Raw genomic sequence first — 26004 nt, 5'->3', positions numbered from 1 at the left:
GTTATGAGCATCACTCGTTACGGTGCCGGCAGCACAGCCGGCGGTGGCCAACCTCGTCCTTTCGCCCGCGCGGTGGAAGCAGACGGTTGGTTGTACGTCTCAGGCCAAGTGCCTGCGGTGGACGGCGAAATCATCACCGGCGGCATCATCGAACAAACCCGCCAGACCATGCGTAACGTGGTGGCGATCCTCGAAGAAGCCGGCTACGAGCTCAAAGACGTCGTGCGCGTCGGCGTGTGGCTGGAAGACCCGCGGGACTTCTGGAGCTTCAACAAGGTGTTCGGCGAGTACTTCACCCCGGAACACGCCCCGGCGCGGGCCTGTGTGCAGGCGAACATGATGGTCGACTGCAAGGTGGAGATCGATTGCGTGGCGTACAAGAAAAAAGGCTAAATGCCTGGATCCTGACGTCGCTACAAATCCAATGTGGGAGCGGGCGGGCTCGCGAATGCGGTGTATCAGTAAATGCATCTGTCGCTGAGCCACCGCATTCGCGAGCAAGCCCGCTCCCACAGGGGGTATGTGTTGATAGCAACATTCTGACCGGACCGAAACCGCCATGACCGAAGACACCATCAAACGCCGCGCCAAAGGCCTGGACCGTGCATTCGATATCCTCGATTTCCTCAAGGAAATCGGCCAGCCCCTGCGCCCGAATGATATTGCCAGCGGCATCGGCAGTCCCAAGTCCACCGTGTACGAATTGGTCGCGTCCCTGCTTGAACGGCGCATTCTGGAAACGGTGGGCAAGGACGGTCACGTCTACCTCGGCCGTCAGCTGTATTTCCTCGGCCAGGCGCACTTGCGCCATTTCGACCTGACCCGCGAGGCGGACCATGCCCTGCAGGAGATCGTCAGCCAGACCCACGAAACCGCGCAGATGTGCCTGCTCAACGGGCGCAAATACACGGTGGCGCTGATGCGCGAGGGCGAGCGGCATTTTCGTATCTCCTCGGACATCGGCGAAAACGCACCGATTCCGTGGACCGCGTCCGGGCGCCTGTTGCTGGGGCACTTGAGCGACCAGCAGATCATCGACCTGATCGATCACGACGACTTCATCCTGCCGGACGGCCAGCGCCTGCCGCTGGATACGTTCCTGGCGCAAATCCGTCAGGCCACCCTCGATGGCTTCTTTTCCTTCGACAGCGTGGCCGACACCTTTACCCACTGCTTTGCCGCCCCGGTGCGGGATGCGCAAGGCGTCAGCATTGCGACCTTGTGCATCGTCGCTCCACGGGCCGATGCCATCAAACACTACAACGACTATCGCCGGGTGTTGATCGACAGCGCCAACAATCTGGCCCGGCGTATCAACGAATAGGAGTTTTCCATGTCTGCCATCAATGCCGTTGAAAAGGGCGCCGCCGCCGTCGGGGCCTACCTGGTCCGTGACGTCAGCCTGCCTGCCCTGGTGCTGCACCGTGACGCCCTGGAGCACAACATCCGCTGGATGCAGGACTTTGTCAGCAACAGCGGTGCCGAGCTGGCACCCCATGGCAAGACCAGCATGATGCCGGCGTTGTTCCAGCGTCAGATCGAGGCGGGTGCCTGGGGTATCACCCTGGCCAACGCGGTGCAGACCCGCGCCGCCTATGCCGGTGGCGTGCGCCGTGTGCTGATGGCCAACCAACTGGTGGGCGCGCCGAACATGGCGCTGATCGCCGACCTGCTGGCCGACAAGGATTTCGACTTCCATTGCATGGTTGATCACCCGGATAACGTCGCCGACCTGGGCCTGTTCTTCGCCGCCCGTGGCCTGCGCCTGAACGTGATGATCGAATACGGTGTGGTCGGTGGCCGTTGCGGGTGCCGCACCGAGCAGGAAGTGCGCGACCTGGCCAGGGCGATCAAGGCGCAGCCGGCCCTGGCCCTCACCGGTATCGAAGGGTACGAAGGCGTGATCCACGGCGAGCACGCCATCAGCGGCATCCGCGACTTTGCCGCCAGCCTGGTGCGCCTGGCGGTGGACCTGCAGAACAACGGCTCTTTCGACCTGCCCAAGCCCATCGTCACCGCGTCGGGCTCGGCCTGGTACGACCTGATTGCCGAGTCGTTTGAGCAGCAGAACGCCGCCGGCCGCTTCCTCAGCGTATTGCGCCCCGGCAGCTACGTGGCCCATGACCACGGTATCTATAAAGAAGCGCAATGCTGTGTGCTCGACCGTCGCAGCGACCTCAACGAAGGCCTGCGCCCAGCCCTGGAAGTCTGGGCCCATGTGCAATCGTTGCCGGAGCCAGGTTTCGCCGTGATCGCCCTGGGCAAGCGCGACGTGGCCTACGACGCCGGTCTACCGGTGCCGCTCAAACGCTACAAGGCCGGTATTCTTCCAGCTGAAGGCGATGATGTGACTGCGTGCAAAGTCACTGCCGTGATGGACCAGCACGCGTTCATGACCGTGGCGCCAGGGGTTGAGCTGCGCATTGGCGACATCATTTCGTTCGGCACTTCCCACCCTTGCCTCACGTTCGATAAGTGGCAGGTCGGCTGCCTGGTGGATGAGCAATTGCAGGTGATCGAATCCCTGGAAACCCGATTCTGAGTGTAACGCCATGACCCGTTTGTCTCCGCGCATCGCCCTCATCGGCGAATGCATGATCGAACTGCAACACCGCGCTGACGGCAGCCTGCACCAGAGTTTCGGTGGCGACACCTTGAACACGGCGGTGTACCTGCGCCGTGAGCTGGGTGAAACCGGCAGCGTGGATTACGTCACCGCCCTGGGCGATGACAGCTTCAGTGATGCCATGTGCAAGCAATGGAAAGATGAGGGCCTGGGCCTGGGCAGGGTCCAGCGCCTGCCCGGACGCCTGCCGGGTTTGTACTGCATCCAGACCGACGCCAATGGCGAGCGCAAATTCCTTTACTGGCGCAACGAAGCCGCCGTGCGCGACTGCTTCACTACGCCTGCCGCCGAACCGATCCTGGCCGCTTTGCCGGACTACGACGTGGTGTATTTCAGCGGCATTACCCTGGCGGTATTGGGTGATATCGGCCGCGAGCGCTTGCTGCAAACTCTGGTGGAGACCCGTCGTCGAGGGGGCAAGGTGGTGTTTGACAACAACTATCGGCCGCGTCTCTGGGCCGGTATTGACGCGGCGCGCACTGCGTATCACCGCGTATTGGCCGAGGTGGATATCGCCTTGCTGACCGAGGACGACGAACGCGCGCTGTTTGGTTATGCCGACAGTGAGCAGGTGTTCGCGGCTTATCCTGGCATTGACGAGGTGGTGCTCAAGCGTGGGGCAGATGACTGTCTGATCCGCTGGGCGGGGGAGCGCTTTGCGGTGCCGGCGGTGAAGGTCGAAAAGGTTGTCGATACGACGGCGGCGGGGGATTCATTCAGCGCGGCGTACTTGGCCAGTCGGCTCAAGGGCAGCTCGCCGGAGCAGGCTGCATTGGCCGGGCATCGGTTGGCAAGCCGGGTCATCCAGGTGCCTGGCGCACTCATTCCTCGCGTGTAAACCAAACCCGTGTGGTGAGCGGGCTTGCCTCGCGCTGGGCAAGCCTGCTCACCACAAAAAGCCGGTTTGACACCCGATTCATCAGTCGCGGTAGAACACCTGCACCAAGTGATAGCCGAACTTGCTCTTGATCGGTCCGTGAACCACCTTCACCGGCTTCTTGAAGATCACCGCATCAATCGCCCCCACCATCTGCCCGGGTCGCACTTCACCCAGGTCGCCGCCACGCTTGCCGGATGGGCAGGTGGAGTACTTCTTGGCCAGCACATCGAACGCTTCGCCCTTGGCTATGCGCTGCTTGAGTTGTTCGGCTTCTTCACTGGTTTTCACCAGAATGTGACGGGCTTGGGCTTTCATTGATCTCTACCAGGTGTGCGACGGCGCGCGATTATGCCTGAACTCATTCTTCGACGCTGATCATGCTGCGGATTTTCGTGGCCAGCAGGTCGATGGAAAACGGTTTGGCCACCATGTCCATGCCGTCCTCCAGGAACCCCTGGCGTTCGGCGGCTTTCTCGGCGTAACCCGTCATGAACAACACGCGCAAGCCAGGGCGATACTGGCGGGCGATCTCTGCCAGTTGCCTGCCGTTCATGCCCGGCAGGCCTACATCGGTCACCAGCAAGTCGACACGTAAATCCGACTCCAGCAGCGGCAACGCCGTCCGGGCATCCGCCGCCTGATGTGCGGTGTAGCCCAGCTCGTCGAGCACATTGACCACCAGCATGCGTACCGCGGGGTCGTCCTCGACCACCACCACCGCTTCACCCGCCAGGGCCACCGGCGCTTCACTCAAGTGCGGCGGCAGGCTGCTTTCCAGCGCGGTGCCGTACAGGCGAGGCAGGTACAGGCGCACGCACGTGCCCTGGCCCGGCTCGCTCTGGATCGTCACATGACCGCCGGACTGCTGGGCAAACCCGTAGATCATCGACAAACCCAGGCCGGTGCCTTGGCCAATGGGCTTGGTGGTGAAGAACGGGTCGAACGCCTTGGCAAGGATTTTCGGCGCCATGCCGGTGCCGTTGTCGCACACGCCGAGCATCACGTAGTCGCCGGCCTTGACCGGTTCGAGGGTGGTGATGTCGGTGCCATCCAGGTAGCTGTTGGCGGTTTCAATCAGCAGTTCGCCGCCATCGGGCATGGCGTCGCGGGCGTTGATCACTAGGTTGAGCAGGGCGTTTTCCAGTTGGCTGGCATCGGTGTTTACCGGCCAGATGTCGTGGCCCAGTTTCACCTTGAGCGTGATGTGCGCGCCTTTGGTGCGGCGGAACAAGTCCTCCAGGGAGGCGACCAATTGGTTCGGATCCAGCGGGCGCCGGTCCAGCGACTGACGGCGGGAGAACGCCAGCAAGCGGTGGGTGAGGGCGGCCGCGCGATGAGCGGAGGATACGGCGGCATCGGTAAAACGGCCGATTTCGTCACTGCGCCCGGCAGCGATATAGCGCTGCATCAGGTCCAGGCTGCCGATGATGCCGGTGAGCATGTTGTTGAAGTCATGGGCGATGCCGCCGGTGAGCTGGCCCACGGCTTCCATCTTTTGCGCATGGCGCAGGGCGTCTTCGGCGCGCTCGCGTTCGAACATCTCGTTCTGCAGGCGCTGGTTGGCTTCGGCCAGGGCCTGGGTGCGCTGGGCCACGCGCTCTTCAAGGTTTTCGTTGAGGTGGCGCAAGGCTTCTTCGGTGAGTTTGCGTTCGGTCTCATCGATCACAAAGATGTAGAAACCGTTCACCGAGCCGTCATTGCTGAAACGCGGCAGGTACTTCATCAAGGCGTGGCGGGGGCGGCCGTCGCGGTGGGGGGTGATGGTCATGAAGCTGCAGGCCTTGCCCTTGAGCGCGGCGGCGATCTTGTCTTCACGACCGGCATACACCTCGTCGCCGAGCACTTCACGGATGGTCTTGCCGTATAGCTCCTGGGGCGTCATGCCGTACCACTCCAGGTACGCGCTGTTGTTCAGGCGGAAACGCTGTTCATGGTCGACATACCCGATCAGCACCGGCATGGCGTTGATGATCAACTGCAGCTCGGTCTGGCTCTGGCGCAGGGCTTGCTCGGTGTGTTTGCGCTCGGTGAGGTCCAGTGCGGCCCCGAGGAAGCGCGCCGGACGGCCTTGATGATCTTTGTAGCAACGGCCACGGGCAAACACCCAGCGTACCTGGCCGTCCGCTAGCAACAGGCGGTATTCCTCGGCGTATTCGGTGCCGAAAGTGATGCAGTGCTTGATGCTGCCCGCCACCATGCCGCGGTCTTCCGGGTGCACGCCGTGCAGGTAGTCGCTGATCGGCAACAGGCGCGCATCGCTGGGGTCGACGCCGTGCAGGTAGGCAAAGTGCGCGTCGGCGATAAAGCGGTCTTCGCCGATGTCCCAGTCCCAGGTGCCCACCGCGTCGGTCGCCGCCAGGGCGAGCTGCAGGCGTTGTTCGGTGTTGTGCTGGGCCTTGCGGCGTTCGTTGGTTTCGATGGCGGTGACCAGGATGCCGGCCACGCGGGTGCTTTCATCGCGGATAGGGCTGTAGGTCAGGTCCAGCCAGATTTCCATGTCGCGATTGTTGCGCTGCAGCACGAAGCGCTGCTCGCTGAAGGTGCGTACCTGGCCACTCAGCACGGCGTCGTAGACCGGTGCGGTAAAGCTTTCCAGCTCCGGCCATGTCTGGTGCGCGGGCTGGCCCATGGCGGCGGGGTGTTTGTTGCCGGCCAACTGGGCAAAGCCGTCGTTGTAGAGTTGCGTGAGTTGGTCGCCCCACAGCAGGAGCATGGGCATTGGCGAGTGGACAACGATGTCCACGGCGGTGCGCAGGCTTTGCGGCCAATCGTTGGCCTCACCGAGCGGGCTTTGTGCCCAGTCCAGCCGCGCAATCAATGCGGCGGCTTCGCTGACGGTGGATGTTCCCTTCATGTTAAAGCCCTGAGCGTAACGCTTTGAAAAATGACAAGACCCATTATCCCGTGACTCGGGAACGGGTGACTACCCCCGAAAATAGCATGCATTCGGGGGTTATTTTCAAATGAGTACGACAGCGCTGAAACCTTTCATCCTTGAGCGAGTTCAGGGCGGTCGCGAAACTGCTCCAGAGCCTGCGGATTGGCCAACGCGTCGGTGTTCTTCACCGGCTCGCCGTGCACCACATTGCGCACCGCCAATTCAACGATCTTGCCGCTGATGGTGCGGGGGATGTCGGTGACAGCGAGGATCTTGGCCGGTACATGGCGGGGCGTAGTGTTGGCGCGGATCACCTGGCGGATCTGCTGCTCCAGGGTTTCGTCGAGTTCGACACCCTCGTTGAGGCGCACGAACAGCACCACGCGCACGTCCTCCTGCCAGCGTTGGCCGATGGCCAGGCTTTCCTGCACCTGGGGGATTTTTTCCACCTGGCGGTAGATCTCGGCCGTGCCGATCCGCACGCCGCCGGGGTTGAGCACGGCGTCGGAGCGCCCGTGAATCAGCAGGCTGCCGTTGGGGCGCTGTTCGGCGTAGTCGCCCTGGGCCCAGACACCGGGAAACTGGCTGAAATACGAAGCGCGCAGTTTCTTGCACTCCGGGTCGTTCCACAGGCCAATAGGCATGGCCGGGAAATGCCGGGTGCACACCAGTTCGCCTTTCTCGCCGATCAGCGGCCGGCCCTGGTCATCCCACACTTCGATGGCCATCGCCAGGCTCTTGCACTGCATTTCGCCGCGCCGCACCGGCAGCACCGGGTTGCCGATCACAAAGCAGGAGACGATGTCGGTGCCACCGGACATGGACGACAGGCACAGCTGCGCCTTGATCTCGCGGTACACGTAGTCGTAGCTCTGGGGCGACAGCGGCGAGCCGGTGGAAATCAATCCTTTGAGGCTACCCAGGTCGTGGCTCAGGCGCGGTTGCAAGCCGGCTTTTTCCAATGTGGCGAGAAACTTGGGGCTGGTGCCGAATACGCTGATCTTTTCTGCGTCAATCAGATCGATCAGCCGTTCCGGCCCAGGGTGAAACGGCGAGCCGTCATACAACACCGCCGTGGCGCCGATGGCCAAGACCGACACCAGCCAGTTCCACATCATCCAGCCGCAGGTGGTGTAGTAGAACAGGCAGTCGTCGCGAGACAGGTCGGCATGCAGGCCGTGTTCCTTGAGGTGAGTGAGCAGTACGCCGCCAGTACCGTGGATGATGCACTTGGGCACGCCGGTGGTGCCGCTGGAATAGAGGATGTACAGCGGATGATCGAACGGCACCGCGACGAATTGGGGTTCGCCGCCGGGTTGGTAGAAGTCTTGCCACAGCGCGACGCCAGCGTGGGTCTGATAGTCCGAAACCCGGGCCTGGGGCCGCGCGTACGGCACGATGATCAGTTGCTCCAGGGACGGCAGCCGTTCGAGGATTTCATTGAGCTTGGCGCTTTGGTCGATGTCTTTGCCGGCATAACGATAACCGGCGCAGGTGATCAACACCTTGGGTTCGATCTGGCCGAAACGGTCGATCACGCCCTGGGTGCCGAAGTCCGGCGATGAGCACGACCAGATCGCGCCGAGGCTGGTGGTGGCGAGCATGCCCACCAGGGTTTGCCAGGTGTTGGGCATGCACGCGGCGACGCGGTCACCCTGGACAACCCCGGCGGCGCGCAGGCTGTGTTGCAGGCCGGCGACGTGGGCGGCCAGTTCGGCGTAGGTCAATTGCTCGCGCTGGCCGTCTTCGCTGAGGGCGACCACGGCGGGGTGGTCGTCGCGGCGGCGCAACAGGTGCTCGGCAAAGTTCAGGGTGGCGCCGGGAAACCATTGTGCACTGGGCATCTCGGCGTCCTCGATCAGCACCGCCGTCGGCGGGCTGCGAAATTGCACGTCGAAATAGTCCACGATCGCCCGCCAGAAATCCGGACGCCGGTCGATGCTCCACTGGTGCAGCGCCGGGTAATCGCTGAGCTGCACGCTATAGCGTTCGTTGATGTAGCGCCGGAACTGGTCCATCCGCGTGTGGGCGATGCGTTCGGGGGAGGGTTGCCAGAGGATGTCGGACATCAGCGAGGTCTCTTGTTCTTATCTAGGTCTTCCACACAATACAGTTCAAATGTGGGAGGGGGCTTGCCCCCTCCCACATTTTGAACTCCAGTGTCTCGTGTTACTGGGCCAGCCAGCCGCCATCGATGTTCCAGGCGGCGCCGCGCACCTGGCTGCCGGCTTCGCTGCATAAAAACAACACCAACTCACCCAGCTGCGGCGGCGTCACAAATTCCAGCGACGGCTGCTTCTCCGCCAGCAAGTCATGCTGAGCCTGCTGCGGGTCTACGCCGTTGGCGGCGCGATCATCAATCTGCTTCTGCACCAGTGGCGTCAGTACCCAGCCGGGGCAGATGGCGTTACAGGTGACATTGCTGGTGGCCGTTTCCAGGCCCACCACTTTGGTCAGGCCGATCACGCCATGTTTGGCCGCGACGTACGCCGCCTTGCCCACCGAGCCGACTTGCCCATGCACAGACGCGATATTGACGATACGCCCCCAGCCCTTGGCCTTCATCCCCGGCAAGCTCAAGCGCGTGCTGTGGAACACCGAAGACAGGTTGATCGCAATGATCGAGTCCCAGCGTTCGACAGGGAAGTCTTCGACCGCCGCCACATGCTGAATGCCGGCGTTGTTGACCAGGATGTCCACGCCACCGAATTCACGCTTGGCGTAGGCGATCATGTCGGCGATCTGCGCCGGGTCGCTGACATCGGCCGGGTGGTGGCCGACCTTGCCGCCGAACGCCTGCACCTGGGCGATCACTGCGCTGGCGTCGCCGAAGCCGTTGAGGATCAGGTTGGCGCCGGCCTTGGCCAGGCTCAAGGCGATGCCCAGGCCGATACCGCTGGTGGAGCCGGTGACCAGGGCGGTCTTGCCGTTCAATGTCGTCATGAAAACCTCACACAATGCCGGTGGCGTAGAAAGTGCCGATCACCACGAACACCGCGAGGGTCTTGATGATCGTGATACCGAAAATATCCTTGTAGGCTTCGCGGTGCGTCAGGCCGGTGACCGCGAGCAGCGTGATCACCGCGCCGTTGTGGGGCAGGGTGTCCATGCCGCCGCTGGCCATGGCCGCGACGCGGTGCAGGACTTCAAGGGGGATATTGGCCGCATGGGCCGCCGAAATGAAGCTCTCGGACATGGCCGCCAGAGCGATGCTCATGCCGCCCGACGCAGAGCCAGTGATACCGGCCAGCAGGGTCACGGTAATCGCTTCGTTGACCAGCGGGTTGGGGATGCCTTTGAGCCAGTCCGCCAGTACCAGAAAGCCCGGCAGCGAAGCGATCACCGCACCAAAGCCGTATTCCGACGCCGTGTTCATCGCTGCCAGCAACGCGCCGCTGACCGCACTTTTACTGCCTTCGGCGAGCTTGCTCTTGATCGCCGAGAAACCGAACACCAGCACCACGATAATCCCCACCAGCAATGCCGCCTGCACCGCCCAGATCGCGGTGAGCTTGGCGATTTCGGTGGTCACCGGCGTGGTCATGCCCGGCAGGGAGAGGCTGTGGGTCTTGCCGTACCACTGCGGAATCCAGTGAGTGAACAACAGGTTCATCACGCCCACCAGGATCAGCGGTGACAGCGCGAGCCAGGGGTTGGGCAGCGCCAGGTTGTCGGCGGTTTCCGGTTCGTTGCGCAGTTCGGTGCCGTAACCTTCACCGGCGCGCTGGGCCTTGTTGCGTTGGCGTGCCAGGTAGAGCATGCCGGCGCAGAACACGAAGATCGTGCCAATCAAGCCCAGCCATGGCGCGGCCCAGGCGGTGGTGTTGAAGAAGGTGCTGGGGATGATGTTCTGGATCTGCGGCGTGCCGGGCAGGGCGTCCATGGTGAACGAAAACGCGCCGAGGGCGATGGTCGCCGGGATCAGACGTTTCGGGATATTGCTCTGGCGAAACATCTCTGCCGCGAACGGGTACACCGCAAACACCACCACGAACAGCGACACACCGCCATAGGTGAGCAGTGCGCAGACCAGCACGATCACTAGCATCGCCTGGCGCGTGCCGAGCAAGCGGATCGCCGCCGCCACGATCGAACGTGAGAAGCCCGACAGCTCGATCAGCTTGCCGAACACCGCGCCGAGCAGGAATACCGGGAAATACAGTTTGATAAAGCCGACCATCTTCTCCATGAACACCCCGGTAAAGGCGGGTGCGACGGCGGACGGATCGGTCAGCAGGACAGCGCCGAGGGCGGCGATGGGGGCAAACAGGATAACGCTATAGCCACGGTAGGCAGCCAGCATCAGCAACGCGAGCGCTGCCAGGGCAATGATCACACTCATGGTGTGTCTCCATCGGATTGTTATTTTTGTGGGGTGAAACTGTGGGAAGGGTTATAGCGAGATGCGTGCCAATTAACTAACTGTTTGAAATATAAGGATAAATTATAGCGATTGGATTGGCGTTATCAGATTTGTCCCGTATTCGAGACTCATAAAGATCAAATGTGGGAGCGGGCTTGCTCGCGAATGCGGCGTATCAGCAACGAATTAGGCGGCTGGCACACCGTATTCGCGAGCAAGCCCGCGCCCACATTGGACTGTCTTCATATTTGGAATGAAGTCTCTCTATTGAGACTGAGTGAGGTCCAGCGCCACCATTTTCTTGTACAGCGTCGAGCGCCCGAGCCCTAATCGATTGGCCGCCTCTATCACATTCCCCTCACACGCCCGCAACGCCGCGCCAATCACCTGCCGATCAAACCGCTCCCGCGCCGCGCTGAAACTCTCCCCCTCGACCGCCGCCACCGCGCTGGCACGTTCCACCGGCGTAAAGGTGCCAATCGCCGCCCGAATCTCCCTGGCATCCAACACCAGGTCATCACTCAGCAACGCCGCCCGCTCCAGCACATTGCGCAGCTCACGGATATTCCCCGGCCACGCATGCTGTGCCAGCAGCGCCAGTGCCTCACGGTCCAGCTCATGCTGGCTGCGCAGTTCCTCAAGAATCGCCTCGCTCAACGCCGGGATATCCTCCAGGCGCTCACGCAGCGGCGGCACCTGGATCGGCAGCACGTTCAGCCGGTAATACAGGTCCGCGCGGAATTCGCCACGTTTGATCGCCGCTTCCAGGTCCATGGACGTGGCCGCGATCACCCGTACATCGCTGTGCAGCATCTCGTTGGAGCCCACCGGCTCGAATTCCTTTTCCTGCAACACCCGCAACAATTTGCTTTGCAGCGGCAGGGGCATGTCGCCGATCTCATCGAGGAACAGCGTGCCACCCTGGGCAATCTGGAATTTACCCGGACGGCCCTTGCGGTCGGCGCCGGTAAACGCACCCGGCGCGGTGCCGAAGAACTCGGCCTCCAGCAGATCAGCGGGAATCGCCGCGCTGTTGATGCTGACAAAGGCCTTGTGCGCACGGCTTGAGGCGCCGTGAATCGCCTGGGCCAGCAACTCTTTGCCGGTGCCGGTCTCCCCCAGCAGCAATACCGGCGACTCGGCGCTGGCGCTGCGTCGCGCCCGGCGTTTGACTTCGAGGCTGGCGGCGCTCGTGCCGATAAAGTGCGCGAAGTTGTATTTGCTCTGGCGTGAGCGCAGCAGCGAGCGTGTGGAGGCCAGTTCCTGCTGCATGCTCAGGTAGCGCTCGATCAGCGGCGACAGGTTGCGCAGTTCATCAAACAGGGCAAAGCCGATCGCCCCGATCACCGCGCCGGCCTCGTTGTGGATCGGCAAGCGCATCACCACCAGCGGGCCTTTGGGTGTGTCCTGGATGTCCAGCAGGATCGGCTGGTCATTGCGCACCACCTGGCGCAACAGGCTGTTGGAAATCACCTGCTCGCACGGCTGGCCGATGGCTTCGTCGGCGCTCTTGAGGCCGAAACGCTTGGCGTAGCGCTCGTTCATCCACACGATGTTGGCGTCGCGGTCGACGATCACCGTGCCTTCGCTGGACTGCTCGATGATCTCGAACAGCGACTGGATGGCCAGGCCACGAACCTGCTGGTAGTCCTTGAGGTTGTCGGTGATGTTCATATTTATGCCGTCACACAAGTGGGGGAGCGCTTACAAGGGGATATGCGCCGCTGCCAGCAGCTCTTTGGTGTAAGGGTGTTGTGGTGCATCGAACACCGCATGACTGGCGCCGCGCTCCACCACCTGGCCGTCCTTGATCACGATCATATCGTGAGCCATGGCGCGCACCACCGCCAGGTCATGGCTGATAAACAGGTAGGTCAGGCCGTACTTGTCTTGCAGCTCACGCAGCAACGCCACCACTTGTTTCTGTACGGTACGGTCAAGGGCCGACGTGGGTTCATCCAGCAGCATCAGCGCCGGCTTGAGCACCAGGGCGCGGGCGATGGCGATGCGTTGGCGCTGGCCGCCGGAAAACTCATGGGGGTAACGGTGACGGCTGGCGGGGTCGAGGCCCACATCCTTGAGCACCTGGATCACCTGCGCATCGCGGTCGGCCAGGCTGCACGGCGCGTGCACCTCCAGGCCTTCGCTGATGATTTGTTCTACGGTCATGCGTGGGCTGAGGCTGCCGTAAGGGTCCTGGAACACCACCTGCATCTGCTTGCGCCATGGGCGCATCTGCTGGTTATTCAGCGGGTCGAGGGCTTCACCCTGGAAGCGGATGCTACCGGTGGAGTCCAGCAGCCTCAGAATCGCCTGGCCCAGGGTGGACTTGCCCGAGCCGGACTCGCCGACAATCCCCAGGGTCTTGCCGCGCTGCACGCTGAGGCTGATGCCGTCCACTGCACGCAGGTAGGTCTTGCGGCGGAACAACCCACCGCCAAGGCGGAATTGTACGGTCAAGTCGTCCACCTGTAACACCGTCTCGCGTTCGTCGCTGCACAGCGCATCCGCGTCCGGTTCCGCATCCAGCAGCAGACGGCTGTAGGGGTGTTGCGGCGCATTGAACAGGGTCCGGCAGTCAGCCTGCTCGACAATCTCGCCAGCCCGCATCACGCACACGCGCTGGGCAATGCTGCGCACCAGATTGAGGTCGTGGCTGATCAGCAGCAGCGACATGCCCAGGCGCTTTTGCAGGGACTTGAGCAGCAGCAGGATCTTGCGCTGCACCGTTACATCCAGCGCGGTGGTGGGTTCGTCAGCGATCAGCAGTTCCGGCTCGCAGGCCAGGGCCATGGCGATCATCACCCGCTGGCGTTGCCCGCCGGACAGTTGATGGGGATAGGCCTTGAGCCGCTCCTGGGGCTTCTGGATGCCCACCAGGTCGAGCAATTCCAGGATGCGGGCCTGGGCAGCCTTGCCACCGAGGCCCTTGTGCAGCAACAGGGTTTCGCCGATCTGCTTTTCGATGCTGTGCAAAGGGTTCAGGGAGGTCATCGGCTCCTGGAAGATCATCGCAATACGGTTGCCGCGCAGCTTCTGCAGGGTCGCCGCCGACGCGCCGATCAGTTCCTGGCCACGGTACTGGATGGAACCGGTGGTTTCAGTGCCGGCTTCGGGGAGTAATTGCAGGATCGAGTGGGCGGTTACCGACTTGCCCGAGCCCGACTCGCCTACCAGCGCCAGGCATTCGCCGGGGCGTACGTCCAGGCTCAGGTTGCGCACCACGGTCTGGCCGCTGAAGGCGACGCTGAGGTCGCGAATTTCGATCAGGTTCATAGGTGGTCACTCATGAGCGGGGGTCGAAGGCATCACGCAATGCCTCGCCGATAAACACCAGCAGCGACAGGATCAGCGCCAGTGTGAAGAACGCCGTCAGGCCCAGCCAGGGCGCTTGCAGGTTCTGCTTGCCCTGGGCGATCAACTCGCCCAGCGAGGCGCTGCCTGCGGGCATGCCGAAACCGAGGAAATCCAGGGCGCTCAGGGTTGAAATTGCGCCGGTCAGGATAAACGGCAAGTAGCTCAAGGTGGCGGTCATGGCGTTGGGCAGGATGTGCCGGCGAATGATCTTGCCGTCACCCAGGCCCAAGGCCCGAGCAGCCTTGACGTATTCAAGGTTGCGCCCACGCAGGAACTCTGCGCGCACCACGTCCACCAGGGCCAGCCAGGAAAACAGCGCCATGATCCCCAGCAGCCACCAGAAGTTCGGCTCGACAAAGCCGGACAGGATGATCAACAGGTACAGCACCGGCAACCCGGACCACACTTCCAGCACGCGCTGGCCGATCAGGTCCACCCAGCCGCCGTAATAGCCCTGCAAAGCCCCGGCCGCGATGCCGATGGCGGCGCTTATGGCCGTGAGCGCCAAGGCAAACAGGATCGACACCCGTGCGCCAAAGATCACCCGCGCCAATACATCCCGCGACTGGTCATCGGTGCCCAGCCAGTTCACCGCCGATGGCGGGCTGGGGGCAGGGCGGGTCAGCTCGTAGTTGGGCGTGTCGTCGCTGAACGGAATCGGAGGGAACAGCATCCAGCCGCCGTCCTGCTCAATCAGCTTTTTCACATAGTCACTGCGGTAGTCGGCCTGAAATGGCAACTGGCCGCCGAACGCCTGCTCGGTGTAACGCTTGAATACCGGGAAATACAGTTCGTTCTTGAAACTCAGCACCAAGGGCTTGTCGTTGGCGATCAACTCACCGCCCAGTGTCAGGATAAACAGGCCGATGAACAGCCACAGCGACCACCAGCCGCGACGGTTCTTCTTGAAGCGCTCGAAACGTCGGCGCGCCACGGGAGACAGGTTAAGCATCAGGCGTTCCTCGCGGCAAAGTCGATACGCGGGTCCACCAGGGTGTAGCAGAGGTCACCGATGAGTTTTATCAAGAGGCCGAACAAGGTGAAGATGAACAGCGAGCCAAATACCACCGGGTAATCGCGGGAGACGGCGGCTTCGTAGCTCATGCGGCCCAGGCCATCCAGGGAGAAGATCACCTCGATCAGCAGGGAACCGGCGAAGAATACGGCGATAAACGCCTGGGGAATTCCCGAGATGACCAGCAACATGGCATTGCGGAACACGTGTCCATACAACACACGCCTTTCGCTCAAGCCCTTGGCGCGGGCGGTCACCACGTACTGGCGCGTGATTTCATTCAAGAATGAGTTCTTGGTGAGGATGGTCAGGGTGGCAAACCCGCCGATGACCAGCGAGGTGACTGGCAATACCAGGTGCCAGAAATAATCGGCAATCTTGCCCACGGTGCTCAGCTCTTCGAAGTTTTCCGACACCAGCCCGCGCACCGGGAACCAGTTCAGCGACGTGCCGCCAGCAAAGACCACGATCAGGAACATCGCGAACAGGAACGCCGGCATGGCATAGCCGATGACAATCGCGGTGCTGCTCCACACATCGAAGCTGCTGCCATGGCGCACGGCCTTGCGAATCCCCAGGGGGATCGACACCAGGTAGGTGATCAGCGTGGCCCACAGGCCGAGCGAGAGGGTGACCGGCATTTTTTCCAGAATGAGGTCGATCACCGTCTTGCCGCGAAAGAAGCTGTTACCAAAGTCCAGCTGGGCGTAGCTCTTGAGCATCAGCCACAAACGCTCCGGTGCCGGCTTGTCGAAGCCGTATTGTTTTTCGATGTCTGCGATCAACTTAGGGTCCAGGCCGCGGCTGGCGCGGGAGCCGCCGCTGATGCCTTCGCCGGACGATCCGCCGACGGCACCGCCGCCAATGCCTTGCAAGTGGGCAATGGCTTGTTCTACCGGGCCGCCCGGAGCTGCCTGGACGATCACGAAATTCACCAGCAGGATGATCACCAGCGTCGGGATGATCAGCAGCAGGCGCCGCACGATATAGGCAAACATCAGCGCGCACCTCCGCGTTTTTTCAGCTCAGCGTTCATTTGCTCGTTGGTCAGGGGCGTGGGGCTGATTTCCCACCAGGTTTCCAGGGCTTCATCGTTTTTCGCCTCGATGGCCGGGCGGCCGAAGCGGTTCCACCAGGCGGCAGAGGTGCCGGGCGGATAGTAGTTGGGGATCCACAGGTAATTCCATTGCAGTACCCGGTCCAGTGCGTGGGCGTAGGTGAGCATCTGCGCCTGGGTGTCGGCCTTGACCAGGCCCTTGATCAGGCTGTCGACGGCCGGGTCCTTGAGCACCATGTAGTTATTGGCGCCGGGGTCAAAGGCGGCGGCCGAGCCGAAGTAGTTGTAGAGTTCCATGCCCGGCGAGGTGGTGACCGGGAAGCCGGTGACGATCATGTCGTAGTCCCGTGCCATCACCCGGTTCACATATTGGGAGGCGTCGATACGGCGGATATTCAGGGTGATACCGATCTGCGCGAGGTTGCGTTTGTACGGCAGCAACAGGCGTTCGAGGCCAGATTGGGCATTAAGGAAGGTAAACTCCAGCGGCTCGCCCTCGGCGTTAACCAGCTTGTCGCCGTGCGGTTTCCAGCCGGCCTCTTCCAACAACGCCAAGGCTTGCAGCTGTTTGTCGCGGATCATGCCGCTGCCGTCGGTCACCGGTGCCTTGAACACCTGGGTGAACACCTCGTCGGGCACCTGGCCGCGCAAGGGTTCAAGAATCGCCAGTTCCTCTTGGGTCGGCGGCTGGGTGGCTGCCAGCGGGCTATTGGAGAAGAAGCTTTGCTGGCGGATGTACATATTGCGCATCATCTGCCGGTTGGCCCATTCGAAGTCCCACAGCATTGCGAGGGCCTGGCGCACGCGGCGGTCCTTGAAGACTGGTTTTTGCACGTTGAACACATAACCCTGGGCCGGTTGCGGCATCTCCTTGGCCAAGTGCGCGCGTTGCAGGCGGCCATCATCCAGGGCCGGGCCGTTGTAGCCGATGGAGTAACCGGTGGCAGAAAATTCGCGGTTGAAATCGTAGGCACCGCCGCGCAATACCTGGCGGGCCACCTCGGTGTCGCCGAAGTACTCCAGGCTCAGGTGATCGAAGTTGTACAGGCCACGGCTGACGGGCAGGTCCTTGCCCCACCAGTTCGGGTCGCGGGTGAAGGTAATGGTGCTGCCGGAGTCGATCTTGCTGACCTTGTAAGGGCCGCTGCCCAGTGGGGCTTCATAGCCGCCGCCGTTGGCAAAGTCGCGGGTCTTCCACCAGTGCTCTGGGAACACCGGCAGGGTGGCGATATCCAGGGGCAGGGTGCGGTTTTCATTGCTGGAGAAGTCGAAACGCACTTGGCGCTCGCCCTCGACCTCGACGTGCTTGACGTCGGCGAACAGGGTGCGAAAGCGCAGACTGCCCTGGGTCATCAGCAGGTCGAAGCTGTAGCGTACGTCTTCGGCGGTGATTGGCTTGCCGTCGGCGAAACGTGCCTTGGGGTTGAGGAAAAACTGCAGCGACAGGCCGTCATCGGCGCGCTCCATCTTTTCGGCAACCAGGCCGTAGACGGTGTAGGGCTCGTCCAGGGAGCGCTGGGCCAGGGGCGCATACAGCCAGCCGTCGACCTGTGAAACCCCGATGCCTTTGTCGATATACGGCAGCACGTGGTCGAAGCGCCCGATCTCGATGGCCGAACGGCGCAGGCTGCCGCCCTTGGGGGCATTCGGGTTGGCATAGTCGAAATGGGTAAAGCCGGCGGCGTACTTGGCCGGTTCACCGTAAACGGTCAGGTACGGTTGGGGCGCCGCGATCACGACGCTGCTGGCCAGCAGCAGGGCCAGTGTCGAACTAAAAATGTAGGAAAAAGCCAATCGCATTGTCAGCCTTGAATGCCGTGTGAAGTAGAAAAGGGATTTGTACGCTAACGGCATCAGCGTCGCCAGTCATCACATGCACAACGGCCCACCAAAAGGCGGGCCGTCGTTTAGACCATCAGCACAGACAGGATCAGTCCTGGCGGCTGGTGACTTCCAGCAGGTGGTAGCCGAACTGGGTTTTCACCGGGCCTTGCACGGTGTTGACCGGGGCGCTGAACACGACGGTATCGAATTCCTTGACCATCTGGCCTGGGCCGAACGAACCCAGGTTGCCGCCGTCGCGGCTGGATGGGCAGCTGGAGTTGGCTTTGGCGATTTCTGCGAAATCGGCGCCGCCTTCGATTTGGGCCTTGAGTTCGTTGCACTTGTCTTCAGTGGAAACGAGGATGTGACGGGCGGTTGCTTTGGCCATGGGGAGTAACTCCTTGAATGAAAAGGGTGAGCCTACCGGATTCAGGCGGTTATTTCTTGGCAAAGTTCCGTTGGAGTGGTGGTGTACATATCCGTTACCGAAAAAACGGATTGGTACACGATCAAACCAAAAACGCCGCCTCCAACAACTGCCGCGTATACCCATGCTGCGGCGCAGCAAAGATCTCGGCCGCATCCCCCTGTTCCACTACCTGCCCATGCTTTACCACCATCAACTGATGGCTCAGCGCCTTGACCACCGCCAAATCATGGCTGATAAACAGATAGGTCAAGTTGTACTTGGCCTGCAAACTGCGCAACAACTCCACCACCTGCCGCTGCACCGTGCGATCCAGCGCCGACGTCGGCTCATCCAGCAGGATCAGGCGCGGCTTGAGCACCAACGCCCGGGCAATGGCAATGCGCTGACGCTGGCCACCGGAGAACTCATGGGGATACCGATGGCGCGACTCCGGATCCAACCCCACTTCCTTGAGTGCCGCAATAATCGCCACCTCTTGCTCGGCCGGCGTACCCATCTTGTGGATGCGCAACCCTTCACCGACGATCTCACTGACACACATCCGCGGGCTCAGGCTGCCGAACGGGTCCTGGAACACCACTTGCATTTCCCGGCGCAGCGGGCGCACCTGCTGCTGGCTGAGTGTATCCAGTTGCTGGCCTTCAAAACGAATGCCGCCCTTGCTCGCGATCAACCGCAGAATCGCCAGGCCCAGGGTGGATTTGCCCGAGCCGCTTTCGCCGACAATGCCCAGGGTCTGCCCCTGGGGCAGGCTGAAGTTGATGCCGTCCACCGCCTTGACGTAATCGACGGTGTTGCGCAAAAAGCCCTTCTTGATCGGGAACCAGACTTTCAGGTTATCCACCTCCAGCAGTGGAGGGCCGATTGCATTGCTCGCAGGTCCGCCGCTGGGCTCAGCCGCAAGCAGCTCCTGGGTGTACGGATGCTGGGGCGACTGGAACAGCGTTTCACAATCGGCCTGCTCGACGATGCAACCCTTTTGCATCACGCACACGCGGTGGGCGATGCGCCGCACCAGGTTCAAGTCGTGGCTGATCAGCAACAGCGCCATGCCCAGGCGCGCCTGCAGTTCCTTGAGCAATTCGAGGATCTTCAACTGCACCGTCACATCCAGCGCCGTGGTCGGCTCATCGGCGATCAGCAGCTCCGGTTCATTGGCCAGGGCCATGGCGATCATCACCCGCTGGCGCTGGCCGCCGGACAGCTCATGGGGCAGGGCCTTGAGGCGTTTGTGCGGTTCGGGAATGCCCACCAGGTCCAGCAACTCCAGGGTGCGCTGGGTGGCGACTTTACCTTGCAGCCCCTTGTGCAGGCCGAGCACCTCGTTGATCTGCTTCTCGATGGAATGCAGCGGGTTCAACGAGGTCATCGGCTCCTGGAAGATCATCGCGATACGGTTGCCGCGAATATGGCGGATGGTTTTTTCTTTCAGCGTGAGCAAGTCCTGCCCGGCATAGTTGATGGTGCCGGAGGGGTGCCGCGCAAGCGGGTAGGGCAGCAGGCGCAGGATCGAATGGGCGGTCACCGATTTGCCCGAGCCGCTTTCGCCCACCAGAGCGATTGTCTCGCCACGCTTGATGTCGAAGCTGACGTTGTTCACCACGCGGTGGTGATGGTCGCCCGTGACGAACTCGACGGAGAGGTCGCGGATTTCGATCAGATTGTCCTGATTCATCTCATTTCCTCGGGTCGAAGGCATCGCGAGCGGACTCGCCGATAAACACCAGCAAACTCAACATGATCGCCAGCACGGCAAAGGCACTCATGCCCAGCCACGGCGCTTGCAGGTTGGATTTGCCCTGGGCCACCAGTTCACCCAACGACGGCGAACCGGCCGGCAAGCCGAAGCCGAGGAAGTCCAGGGCGGTGAGGGTGCCGATGGCGCCGGTGAGAATGAACGGCATAAAGGTCATGGTCGACACCATCGCATTGGGCAGGATGTGCCGGAACATGATCGCGCCGTTCTGCATGCCCAACGCCCTGGCGGCGCGCACGTATTCCAGGTTGCGCCCGCGCAGGAACTCGGCGCGCACCACGTCCACCAGGCTCATCCACGAGAACAGCAACATGATGCCGAGCAGCCACCAGAAGTTGGGTTGCACAAAACTCGCAAGGATGATCAGCAGGTACAGCACCGGCAATCCGGACCAGATCTCCAGGAAGCGCTGCCCGGCCAGGTCGACCCAACCGCCATAGAAACCCTGCAGGGCCCCGGCGATCACGCCGATGATCGAACTGAGTACCGTGAGGGTCAGGGCAAACAGTACCGACACGCGGAAGCCGTAGATGACCCGCGCCAGCACGTCGCGGCCCTGGTCATCGGTGCCCAGCCAGTTCACGGAAGAGGGCGGCGCCGGCGCGGGCACCTTGAGGTCGTAGTTGATGCTCTGGTAACTGAACGGAATCGGCGCCCACAAGGTCCAGGCGTCCTTGGCCTTGAGCAGTTCCTGGATATACGGGCTCTTGTAGTTGGCCTCCAGCGGGAATTCACCGCCAAAGGTGGTCTCCGGGTAGCGCTTGAGCGCCGGGAAATACCAGCCGCCGTCGTAGTGCACGGCCAGCGGCTTGTCGTTGGCGATCAGCTCGGCGCCCAGGCTCAGCACGAACAGGCTCAGGAACAGCCACAGCGACCACCAGCCACGCTTATTGGCCTTGAATCGCTCGAACCGGCGGCGATTGAGGGGGGATAGATTCATCTCAATGCTCCCGGCTGGCAAAGTCGATACGCGGATCGACCAGGGTGTAGGTGAGGTCGCCGATCAGTTTCACGATCAGCCCCAGCAGGGTGAAGATAAACAGCGTGCCGAACACCACCGGGTAGTCGCGGTTGATCGCCGCTTCAAAACTCATCAAGCCCAGGCCGTCCAGAGAGAAGATCACCTCCACCAGCAGGGACCCCGTGAAGAAAATCCCGATGAAGGCCGAAGGGAAACCGGCGATCACCAGCAACATTGCGTTGCGGAATATATGGCCGTACAGCACACGGTGATTGGTCAGGCCCTTGGCTTTGGCTGTAACCACGTACTGCTTGTTGATCTCGTCGAGAAAGCTGTTCTTGGTCAGCAGCGTCATGGTGGCGAAGTTGCCGATCACCAGGGCCGTGATGGGCAGCGCCAGGTGCCAGAAGTAATCGAGGATCTTGCCGCCCCAGCTCAGTTCGTCGAAGTTGTTCGACGTGAGCCCGCGCAAGGGGAACCAGTCCAGGTAACTGCCGCCGGCAAACACCACGATCAGCAAAATCGCAAACAGGAAGGCCGGGATCGCGTAGCCGACAATGATTGCCGAACTGGTCCACACATCGAAATGGCTGCCGTGCCGCGTGGCCTTGGCGATCCCCAGGGGAATCGACACCAGGTACATGATCAGCGTGCTCCATAGCCCGAGGGAGATGGACACCGGCATCTTTTCCTTGATCAGGTCGATGACCTTGGCGTCACGGAAGAAACTGTCGCCAAAATCCAGCTGGGCGTAGTTCTTGACCATGATCCACAGACGTTCCGGCGCCGATTTGTCGAAGCCGTACATCTTTTCGATTTCCTTGATCAGCGCCGGGTCAAGGCCCTGGGCGCCACGGTAGCTGCTGGAACCGGCCACCGACACTTCGGCACCGCCGCCGGCAATGCGGCTGGTGGCACCCTCGAAACCTTCAAGCTTGGCGATCATCTGTTCTACCGGCCCGCCGGGGGCGGCCTGAATGATGACGAAGTTGATCAGCAGGATCCCGAACAGCGTGGGGATGATCAGTAACAGGCGGCGAAAGATATAGGCCAGCATTTAATCGCCTCCGCTCGCCGGATCGGCACTTGTTTCCAGGGTAACCGCAGGTTTTACGTCGGGTTTGGCCCACCAGGTGGCGGTGCCGACGTCGTAGCGCGGCGGGACTTTGGGATGGCCCAAGTGATCCCAGTACGCCACGCGGAAGGTCTTGATATGCCAGTTTGGGATCACGTAGTAGCCGAACTGCAACGCACGGTCCAGGGCCTTGGCGTGTGCCACCAGGCTCTTGCGCGAATCGGCGTCGATCAGCTCTTCCACCAGTTGGTCGATGGCCGGGTCCTTGAGGCCCATGTAGTTACGGCTGCCGGGCTTGTCGGCGCTGGAGGACTTCCAGAACTCGCGCTGTTCGTTCCCCGGCGAGGTGGACTGCGGGAAGCTGCCCACCAGCATATCGAAGTCCCGCGAGCGAATTCGGTTGATGAACTGTGAGACGTCCACCCGACGGATCACCAGGTCGATACCCAAGTCGGCCAGGTTGCGCTTGAACGGCAGCAGGATGCGTTCGAACTCGGTCTGGGCCAGCAAGAACTCGATGGTTACCGGTTTTCCGCTGGTGTCGACCATCTTGTCGTCGACGATGCGCCAACCGGCTTCCTGCAACAGTTGGTAGGCCTCGCGCTGCTGGGTGCGGATCATGCCGCTGCCGTCGGTCTTGGAAGGTTCGAAGGCCTGGGTGAAGACTTCAGGCGGGATCTTGCCGCGCAGCGGTTCGAGGATCGCCAGTTCATCCGGGCCGGGCAGGCCGGTGGCCGCCATCTCGGAGTTCTCGAAATAGCTGCGGGTGCGGGTATAGGCGCCGTTGAACAGCTGCTTGTTGCTCCATTCGAAATCCAGTAACAGGCTGATGGCCTTGCGCACGCGCACGTCCTGGAACATCGGCTTGCGCATGTTGAACACGAAGCCCTGCATGCCCGTGGGGTTGCCGTTGGGGATTTCTTCCTTGATCAGGCGCCCCTGTGCAACCGCCGGGATGTTGTAGGCGTTGGCCCAATTCTTGGCGCTGAACTCCAGCCAGTAGTCGAACTGCCCGGCCTTGAGGGCTTCGAGGGACACGGTGCTGTCGCGGTAGTAGTCAGTGATGCGGTTGTCGAAATTGTAGAAGCCTTGGGTGATCGGCAGATCCTTGGCCCAGTAATCCTTGACCCGCTCGTAGCGAATCATGCGCCCGGCCTTGACCTCGGCGACCTTGTACGGCCCGCTGCCCAGCGGCACTTCGAGGTTGCCCTTGGCAAAATCACGGGTGGCCCACCAATGCTTGGGCAATACCGGCAGTTGCCCGAGGATCAGCGGTAATTCGCGGTTATTGGTGCGTTTGAACTTGAACAGCACCTTCAGCGGGTCTTCGGCGACCACTTCGTCGACGTCGGCGTAGTAAGTGCGATAGATCGGCGAGCCTTCCTTGATCAGTTCCTGGAAGGTAAACACCACGTCTTCGGCGCGGATCGGGTGGCCATCGTGAAAGCGTGCTTCGGGGCGCAAATAGAAGCGTACCCAGCTGTTGTCCGGGGCTTTTTCGATCTTGCCGGCGACCAGGCCGTATTCGGTGATGGGCTCGTCCAGGCTTTGCATAGCCAGGGTGTCGTAAATCAGGCCGAGGTTGTCGGCTGGCACGCCCTTGCTGATGTAGGGGTTGAGGCTGTCGAAGCCGCCCATGGCGGACTCGCGGAAGGTGCCGCCCTTGGGCGCGTCCGGATTCACATAGTCGAAGTGCTTGAAGTCGGCGGGGTATTTTGGGGGTTCGTTGTAGAGCGTCAACGCATGTTGCGGGGCGGCTTGGGCCGCGGTGCACAGCAGCAGGCCGCCGAGCAGTGCAGTACGCAAATACATCATTGGGCTTTCTCCGAAGCTTTCAGCCACCACGCGCTCAGGCCCAGGCTATAGGGCGGCGTGGTGACAAAGGCGAACCGGTTGCGGTACGCCAAGCGATGATAGTTGAGGTACCAGTTGGGAATACTGTAATGCTGCCACAGCAGCACCCGGTCCAGGGCACGGCCGGCGGCCAGTTGCTCTTCGCGGGTCTTGGCGGCCAGCAGTTGTTCCAGCAGGTGATCGACAATCGGGTTGGCGATGCCTGCGTAGTTCTTGCTGCCCTTGATCGCCGCCTGGCTTGAGTGGAAGTACTGCCACTGCTCAAGGCCCGGGCTCAAGGTCTGGTTGAGGGTGATCAGGATCATGTCGAAGTCGAATTGATCCAGGCGCTGCTTGTACTGGGCGCGATCGACGGTGCGCAGGCGCGCGTCGATGCCGATGCTGATCAGGTTTTCGACATAGGGCTGCAGGATGCGCTCCAGGTTCGGATTGACCAGCAGTATTTCGAATCGCAGCGGCTGACCGTCCTTGTTGAGCAGGCGTTGGCCGGAGAGTTTCCAGCCGGCGTCGCCGAGCAGGGCCAGGGCGCGGCGCATGGTTTCGCGGGGGATGCCACGGCCGTCGGTCTGGGGCAGGCTGAACGGCTGGGTAAACAGGCTGGCCGGCAATTGATCGCGGTACGGCGAGAGCATCAGCCATTCATGCCCGGTTGGAACGCCGGTGGCCGAGAATTCGCTGTTGGGGTAGTAGCTCAAGGTGCGTTTGTAGGCGCTGCTGAACAGGGTGCGGTTGGTCCATTCGAAGTCGAACATCAGCCCCAGGGCTTCGCGCACCTTGGCCTGGCTGAAGATCGGTCGCCGGCTGTTCATGAACAGACCCTGGCTCTGGGTCGGAATCTGGTGCGCGATCTGCGCCTTGATCACGTCGCCCCGATTAACCGCCGGGAAGTTGTAGCCATTGGCCCAGTTCTTGGCCTGGTGCTCAATGTAGATATCGAACTCACCGGCCTTGAACGCTTCGAAGGCCACGTCGCTGTCGCGGTAGAACTCCACTTCGACCTTGTCATAGTTATAGAAACCCCGATTGACCGGCAGGTCCTTGCCCCAGTAGTTCTTCACCCGTTCGAACACCAGTTGCCGGCCAGGCGTGACCTTGCTGATGCGGTACGGCCCGCTGCCCAGCGGCGGTTCGAAAGTCGTCGCCTTGAAGTCGCGGTTTTTCCAATAGTGCTGGGGCAGGACAGGCAATTCGCCCAGGCGCAGGATCAGCAGCGGGTTGCCGGCGCGCTTGAACACAAAGCGAATGCGATGCCGGTTGAGGATATCCACCCGTGCCACCTCCTGCAGGTTGGTACGGTATTGCGGGTGGCCTTCGGTCAGCAGGGTGCGATAGGAAAACGCCACGTCATAGGCGGTGATCGGCTTGCCATCGTGGAAGCGCGCTTCCGGGCGCAGGTTGAACACCACCCAACTGCGGTCCTCGCTGTACTCCACCGACTGTGCGATCAGCCCGTAACTGGAGGTCGGCTCGTCGCCGGAGGGCGCGTACAGGCCGGTGCCGACCATCAACGGTTCGTTCAGCTCATTGACGCCGTATTGCAGGAAATTGGGGGTGGAAACCGGGCTTGAGCCCTTGAAAGTGTAGGGGTTGAGGGTGTCGAAAGTGCCAAAGGCCATGACCCGCAATGTCCCGCCTTTCGGCGCTGCAGGGTTTACCCAATCGAAGTGGGTGAATTTGGCCGGGTACTTGAGCACGCCGAACTGCGTATAACCGTGGCTCTCGGTAATCGCCGCGTTCGCACCAAAGCTCAAGGCCAGACTTATTAGTAGAAGGAGGGGACGCTTCAAGTCAGAGATCCGATCCGGGCGGCTTGGGCTTTATGATCGGTACAGTAACAGCTTGTTCCGGTTGGAAAAAGCCGGTCGGATGATGGAGCGCCCATGTGGGAGCGGGCTTGCTCGCGAAGACGGAGTGTCAGTCACCGAATA

Annotated in this window: 20 protein-coding genes; 4 read left to right on the top strand and 16 right to left on the bottom strand. The window is 61.7% G+C overall.

All coding sequences use genetic code 11. The annotated features are described in order from the left end of the window. Nucleotides 1–3: 3 nt before the first annotated feature. From BMZ57_RS14795 to BMZ57_RS14780, 4 genes are all read left to right on the top strand, one after another. On the top strand, nt 4–393 hold the full coding sequence (locus BMZ57_RS14795; protein ID WP_010210958.1) for a RidA family protein: 390 nt from the start codon (nt 4–6) through the stop codon (nt 391–393). 166 nt (nt 394–559) lie between these two features. Continuing rightward, nucleotides 560–1324: an IclR family transcriptional regulator gene (locus tag BMZ57_RS14790; RefSeq protein WP_010210956.1), complete on the top strand. Its 765-nt coding sequence runs from the start codon at nt 560–562 to the stop codon at nt 1322–1324. Between the two features lie 9 nt (nt 1325–1333). Next, a complete protein-coding gene (locus BMZ57_RS14785; RefSeq protein ID WP_021491703.1) occupies nt 1334–2542 on the top strand; it encodes an amino acid deaminase in 1209 nt (402 codons plus the stop codon). Between the two features lie 10 nt (nt 2543–2552). After that, the gene (locus tag BMZ57_RS14780; protein WP_021491702.1) at nt 2553–3464 is read left to right on the top strand and encodes a sugar kinase; all 912 of its coding nucleotides are present in this window, start codon (nt 2553–2555) and stop codon (nt 3462–3464) included. A gap of 81 nt (nt 3465–3545) precedes the next feature. Here BMZ57_RS14780 and BMZ57_RS14775 read toward each other — a convergent pair whose 3' ends face one another. The 16 genes from BMZ57_RS14775 to BMZ57_RS14700 all read right to left on the bottom strand — a co-directional run bounded on the left by BMZ57_RS14775 (nt 3546) and on the right by BMZ57_RS14700 (nt 25863). After that, the gene (locus BMZ57_RS14775) at nt 3546–3821 is read right to left on the bottom strand and encodes a peptidylprolyl isomerase (RefSeq protein ID WP_003174397.1); all 276 of its coding nucleotides are present in this window, start codon (nt 3819–3821) and stop codon (nt 3546–3548) included. Nucleotides 3822–3864: 43 nt separating this feature from the next. Beyond that, entirely contained in the window at nt 3865–6360 is a 2496-nt protein-coding gene (locus tag BMZ57_RS14770; RefSeq protein WP_010210950.1) for a PAS domain-containing hybrid sensor histidine kinase/response regulator, read from the bottom strand. 134 nt (nt 6361–6494) lie between these two features. Further along, nucleotides 6495–8453 (bottom strand): acetoacetate--CoA ligase, encoded by a 1959-nt coding sequence (locus BMZ57_RS14765; RefSeq protein ID WP_069672661.1) that lies wholly within the window; start codon nt 8451–8453, stop codon nt 6495–6497. A gap of 100 nt (nt 8454–8553) precedes the next feature. Then, complete coding sequence (locus BMZ57_RS14760; RefSeq protein WP_069672660.1) at nt 8554–9327, bottom strand: 3-hydroxybutyrate dehydrogenase; 774 nt, start codon at nt 9325–9327, stop codon at nt 8554–8556. A gap of 7 nt (nt 9328–9334) precedes the next feature. Then, the gene (locus BMZ57_RS14755) at nt 9335–10726 is read right to left on the bottom strand and encodes a GntP family permease (protein ID WP_010210946.1); all 1392 of its coding nucleotides are present in this window, start codon (nt 10724–10726) and stop codon (nt 9335–9337) included. Between the two features lie 285 nt (nt 10727–11011). Beyond that, a complete protein-coding gene (locus BMZ57_RS14750; protein ID WP_010210945.1) occupies nt 11012–12421 on the bottom strand; it encodes a sigma-54 interaction domain-containing protein in 1410 nt (469 codons plus the stop codon). A 30-nt stretch (nt 12422–12451) separates the two neighbouring features. Further along, nucleotides 12452–14023: an ABC transporter ATP-binding protein gene (locus tag BMZ57_RS14745; RefSeq protein ID WP_069672659.1), complete on the bottom strand. Its 1572-nt coding sequence runs from the start codon at nt 14021–14023 to the stop codon at nt 12452–12454. A gap of 10 nt (nt 14024–14033) precedes the next feature. Further along, a complete protein-coding gene (locus BMZ57_RS14740) occupies nt 14034–15056 on the bottom strand; it encodes an ABC transporter permease (protein ID WP_042571592.1) in 1023 nt (340 codons plus the stop codon). Beyond that, entirely contained in the window at nt 15056–16117 is a 1062-nt protein-coding gene (locus tag BMZ57_RS14735) for a microcin C ABC transporter permease YejB (RefSeq protein WP_010210941.1), read from the bottom strand. Before BMZ57_RS14735 ends, BMZ57_RS14740 begins: the two co-directional genes overlap by 1 nt. Next, nucleotides 16117–17976 carry an extracellular solute-binding protein gene (locus tag BMZ57_RS14730; RefSeq protein WP_069672658.1) on the bottom strand — a complete coding sequence of 620 codons (1860 nt, stop codon included), beginning with the start codon at nt 17974–17976 and terminating at the stop codon, nt 16117–16119. Before BMZ57_RS14730 ends, BMZ57_RS14735 begins: the two co-directional genes overlap by 1 nt. A 130-nt stretch (nt 17977–18106) precedes the next feature. Beyond that, the gene (locus tag BMZ57_RS14725; protein ID WP_010210937.1) at nt 18107–18388 is read right to left on the bottom strand and encodes a peptidylprolyl isomerase; all 282 of its coding nucleotides are present in this window, start codon (nt 18386–18388) and stop codon (nt 18107–18109) included. Between the two features lie 121 nt (nt 18389–18509). Continuing rightward, a complete protein-coding gene (locus BMZ57_RS14720) occupies nt 18510–20105 on the bottom strand; it encodes an ABC transporter ATP-binding protein (RefSeq protein WP_042571590.1) in 1596 nt (531 codons plus the stop codon). Nucleotide 20106: 1 nt separating this feature from the next. Continuing rightward, on the bottom strand, nt 20107–21126 hold the full coding sequence (locus BMZ57_RS14715) for an ABC transporter permease (RefSeq protein ID WP_010210931.1): 1020 nt from the start codon (nt 21124–21126) through the stop codon (nt 20107–20109). A gap of 1 nt (nt 21127) precedes the next feature. Then, a complete protein-coding gene (locus BMZ57_RS14710) occupies nt 21128–22204 on the bottom strand; it encodes a microcin C ABC transporter permease YejB (RefSeq protein ID WP_010210929.1) in 1077 nt (358 codons plus the stop codon). Then, on the bottom strand, nt 22205–24037 hold the full coding sequence (locus BMZ57_RS14705; protein ID WP_069672657.1) for an extracellular solute-binding protein: 1833 nt from the start codon (nt 24035–24037) through the stop codon (nt 22205–22207). Next, a complete protein-coding gene (locus BMZ57_RS14700) occupies nt 24034–25863 on the bottom strand; it encodes an extracellular solute-binding protein (RefSeq protein WP_010210926.1) in 1830 nt (609 codons plus the stop codon). The genes BMZ57_RS14705 and BMZ57_RS14700 overlap by 4 nt, the downstream gene beginning before the upstream one ends. Between the last annotated feature and the right edge of the window lie 141 nt (nt 25864–26004).

This window comes from Pseudomonas simiae (assembly GCF_900111895.1).
Classification (GTDB): Bacteria; Pseudomonadota; Gammaproteobacteria; order Pseudomonadales; family Pseudomonadaceae; genus Aquipseudomonas; species Aquipseudomonas simiae.
Note: the sequence above shows the minus strand (reverse complement) of the source record. Positions and strands in the feature narration are given on the sequence as shown.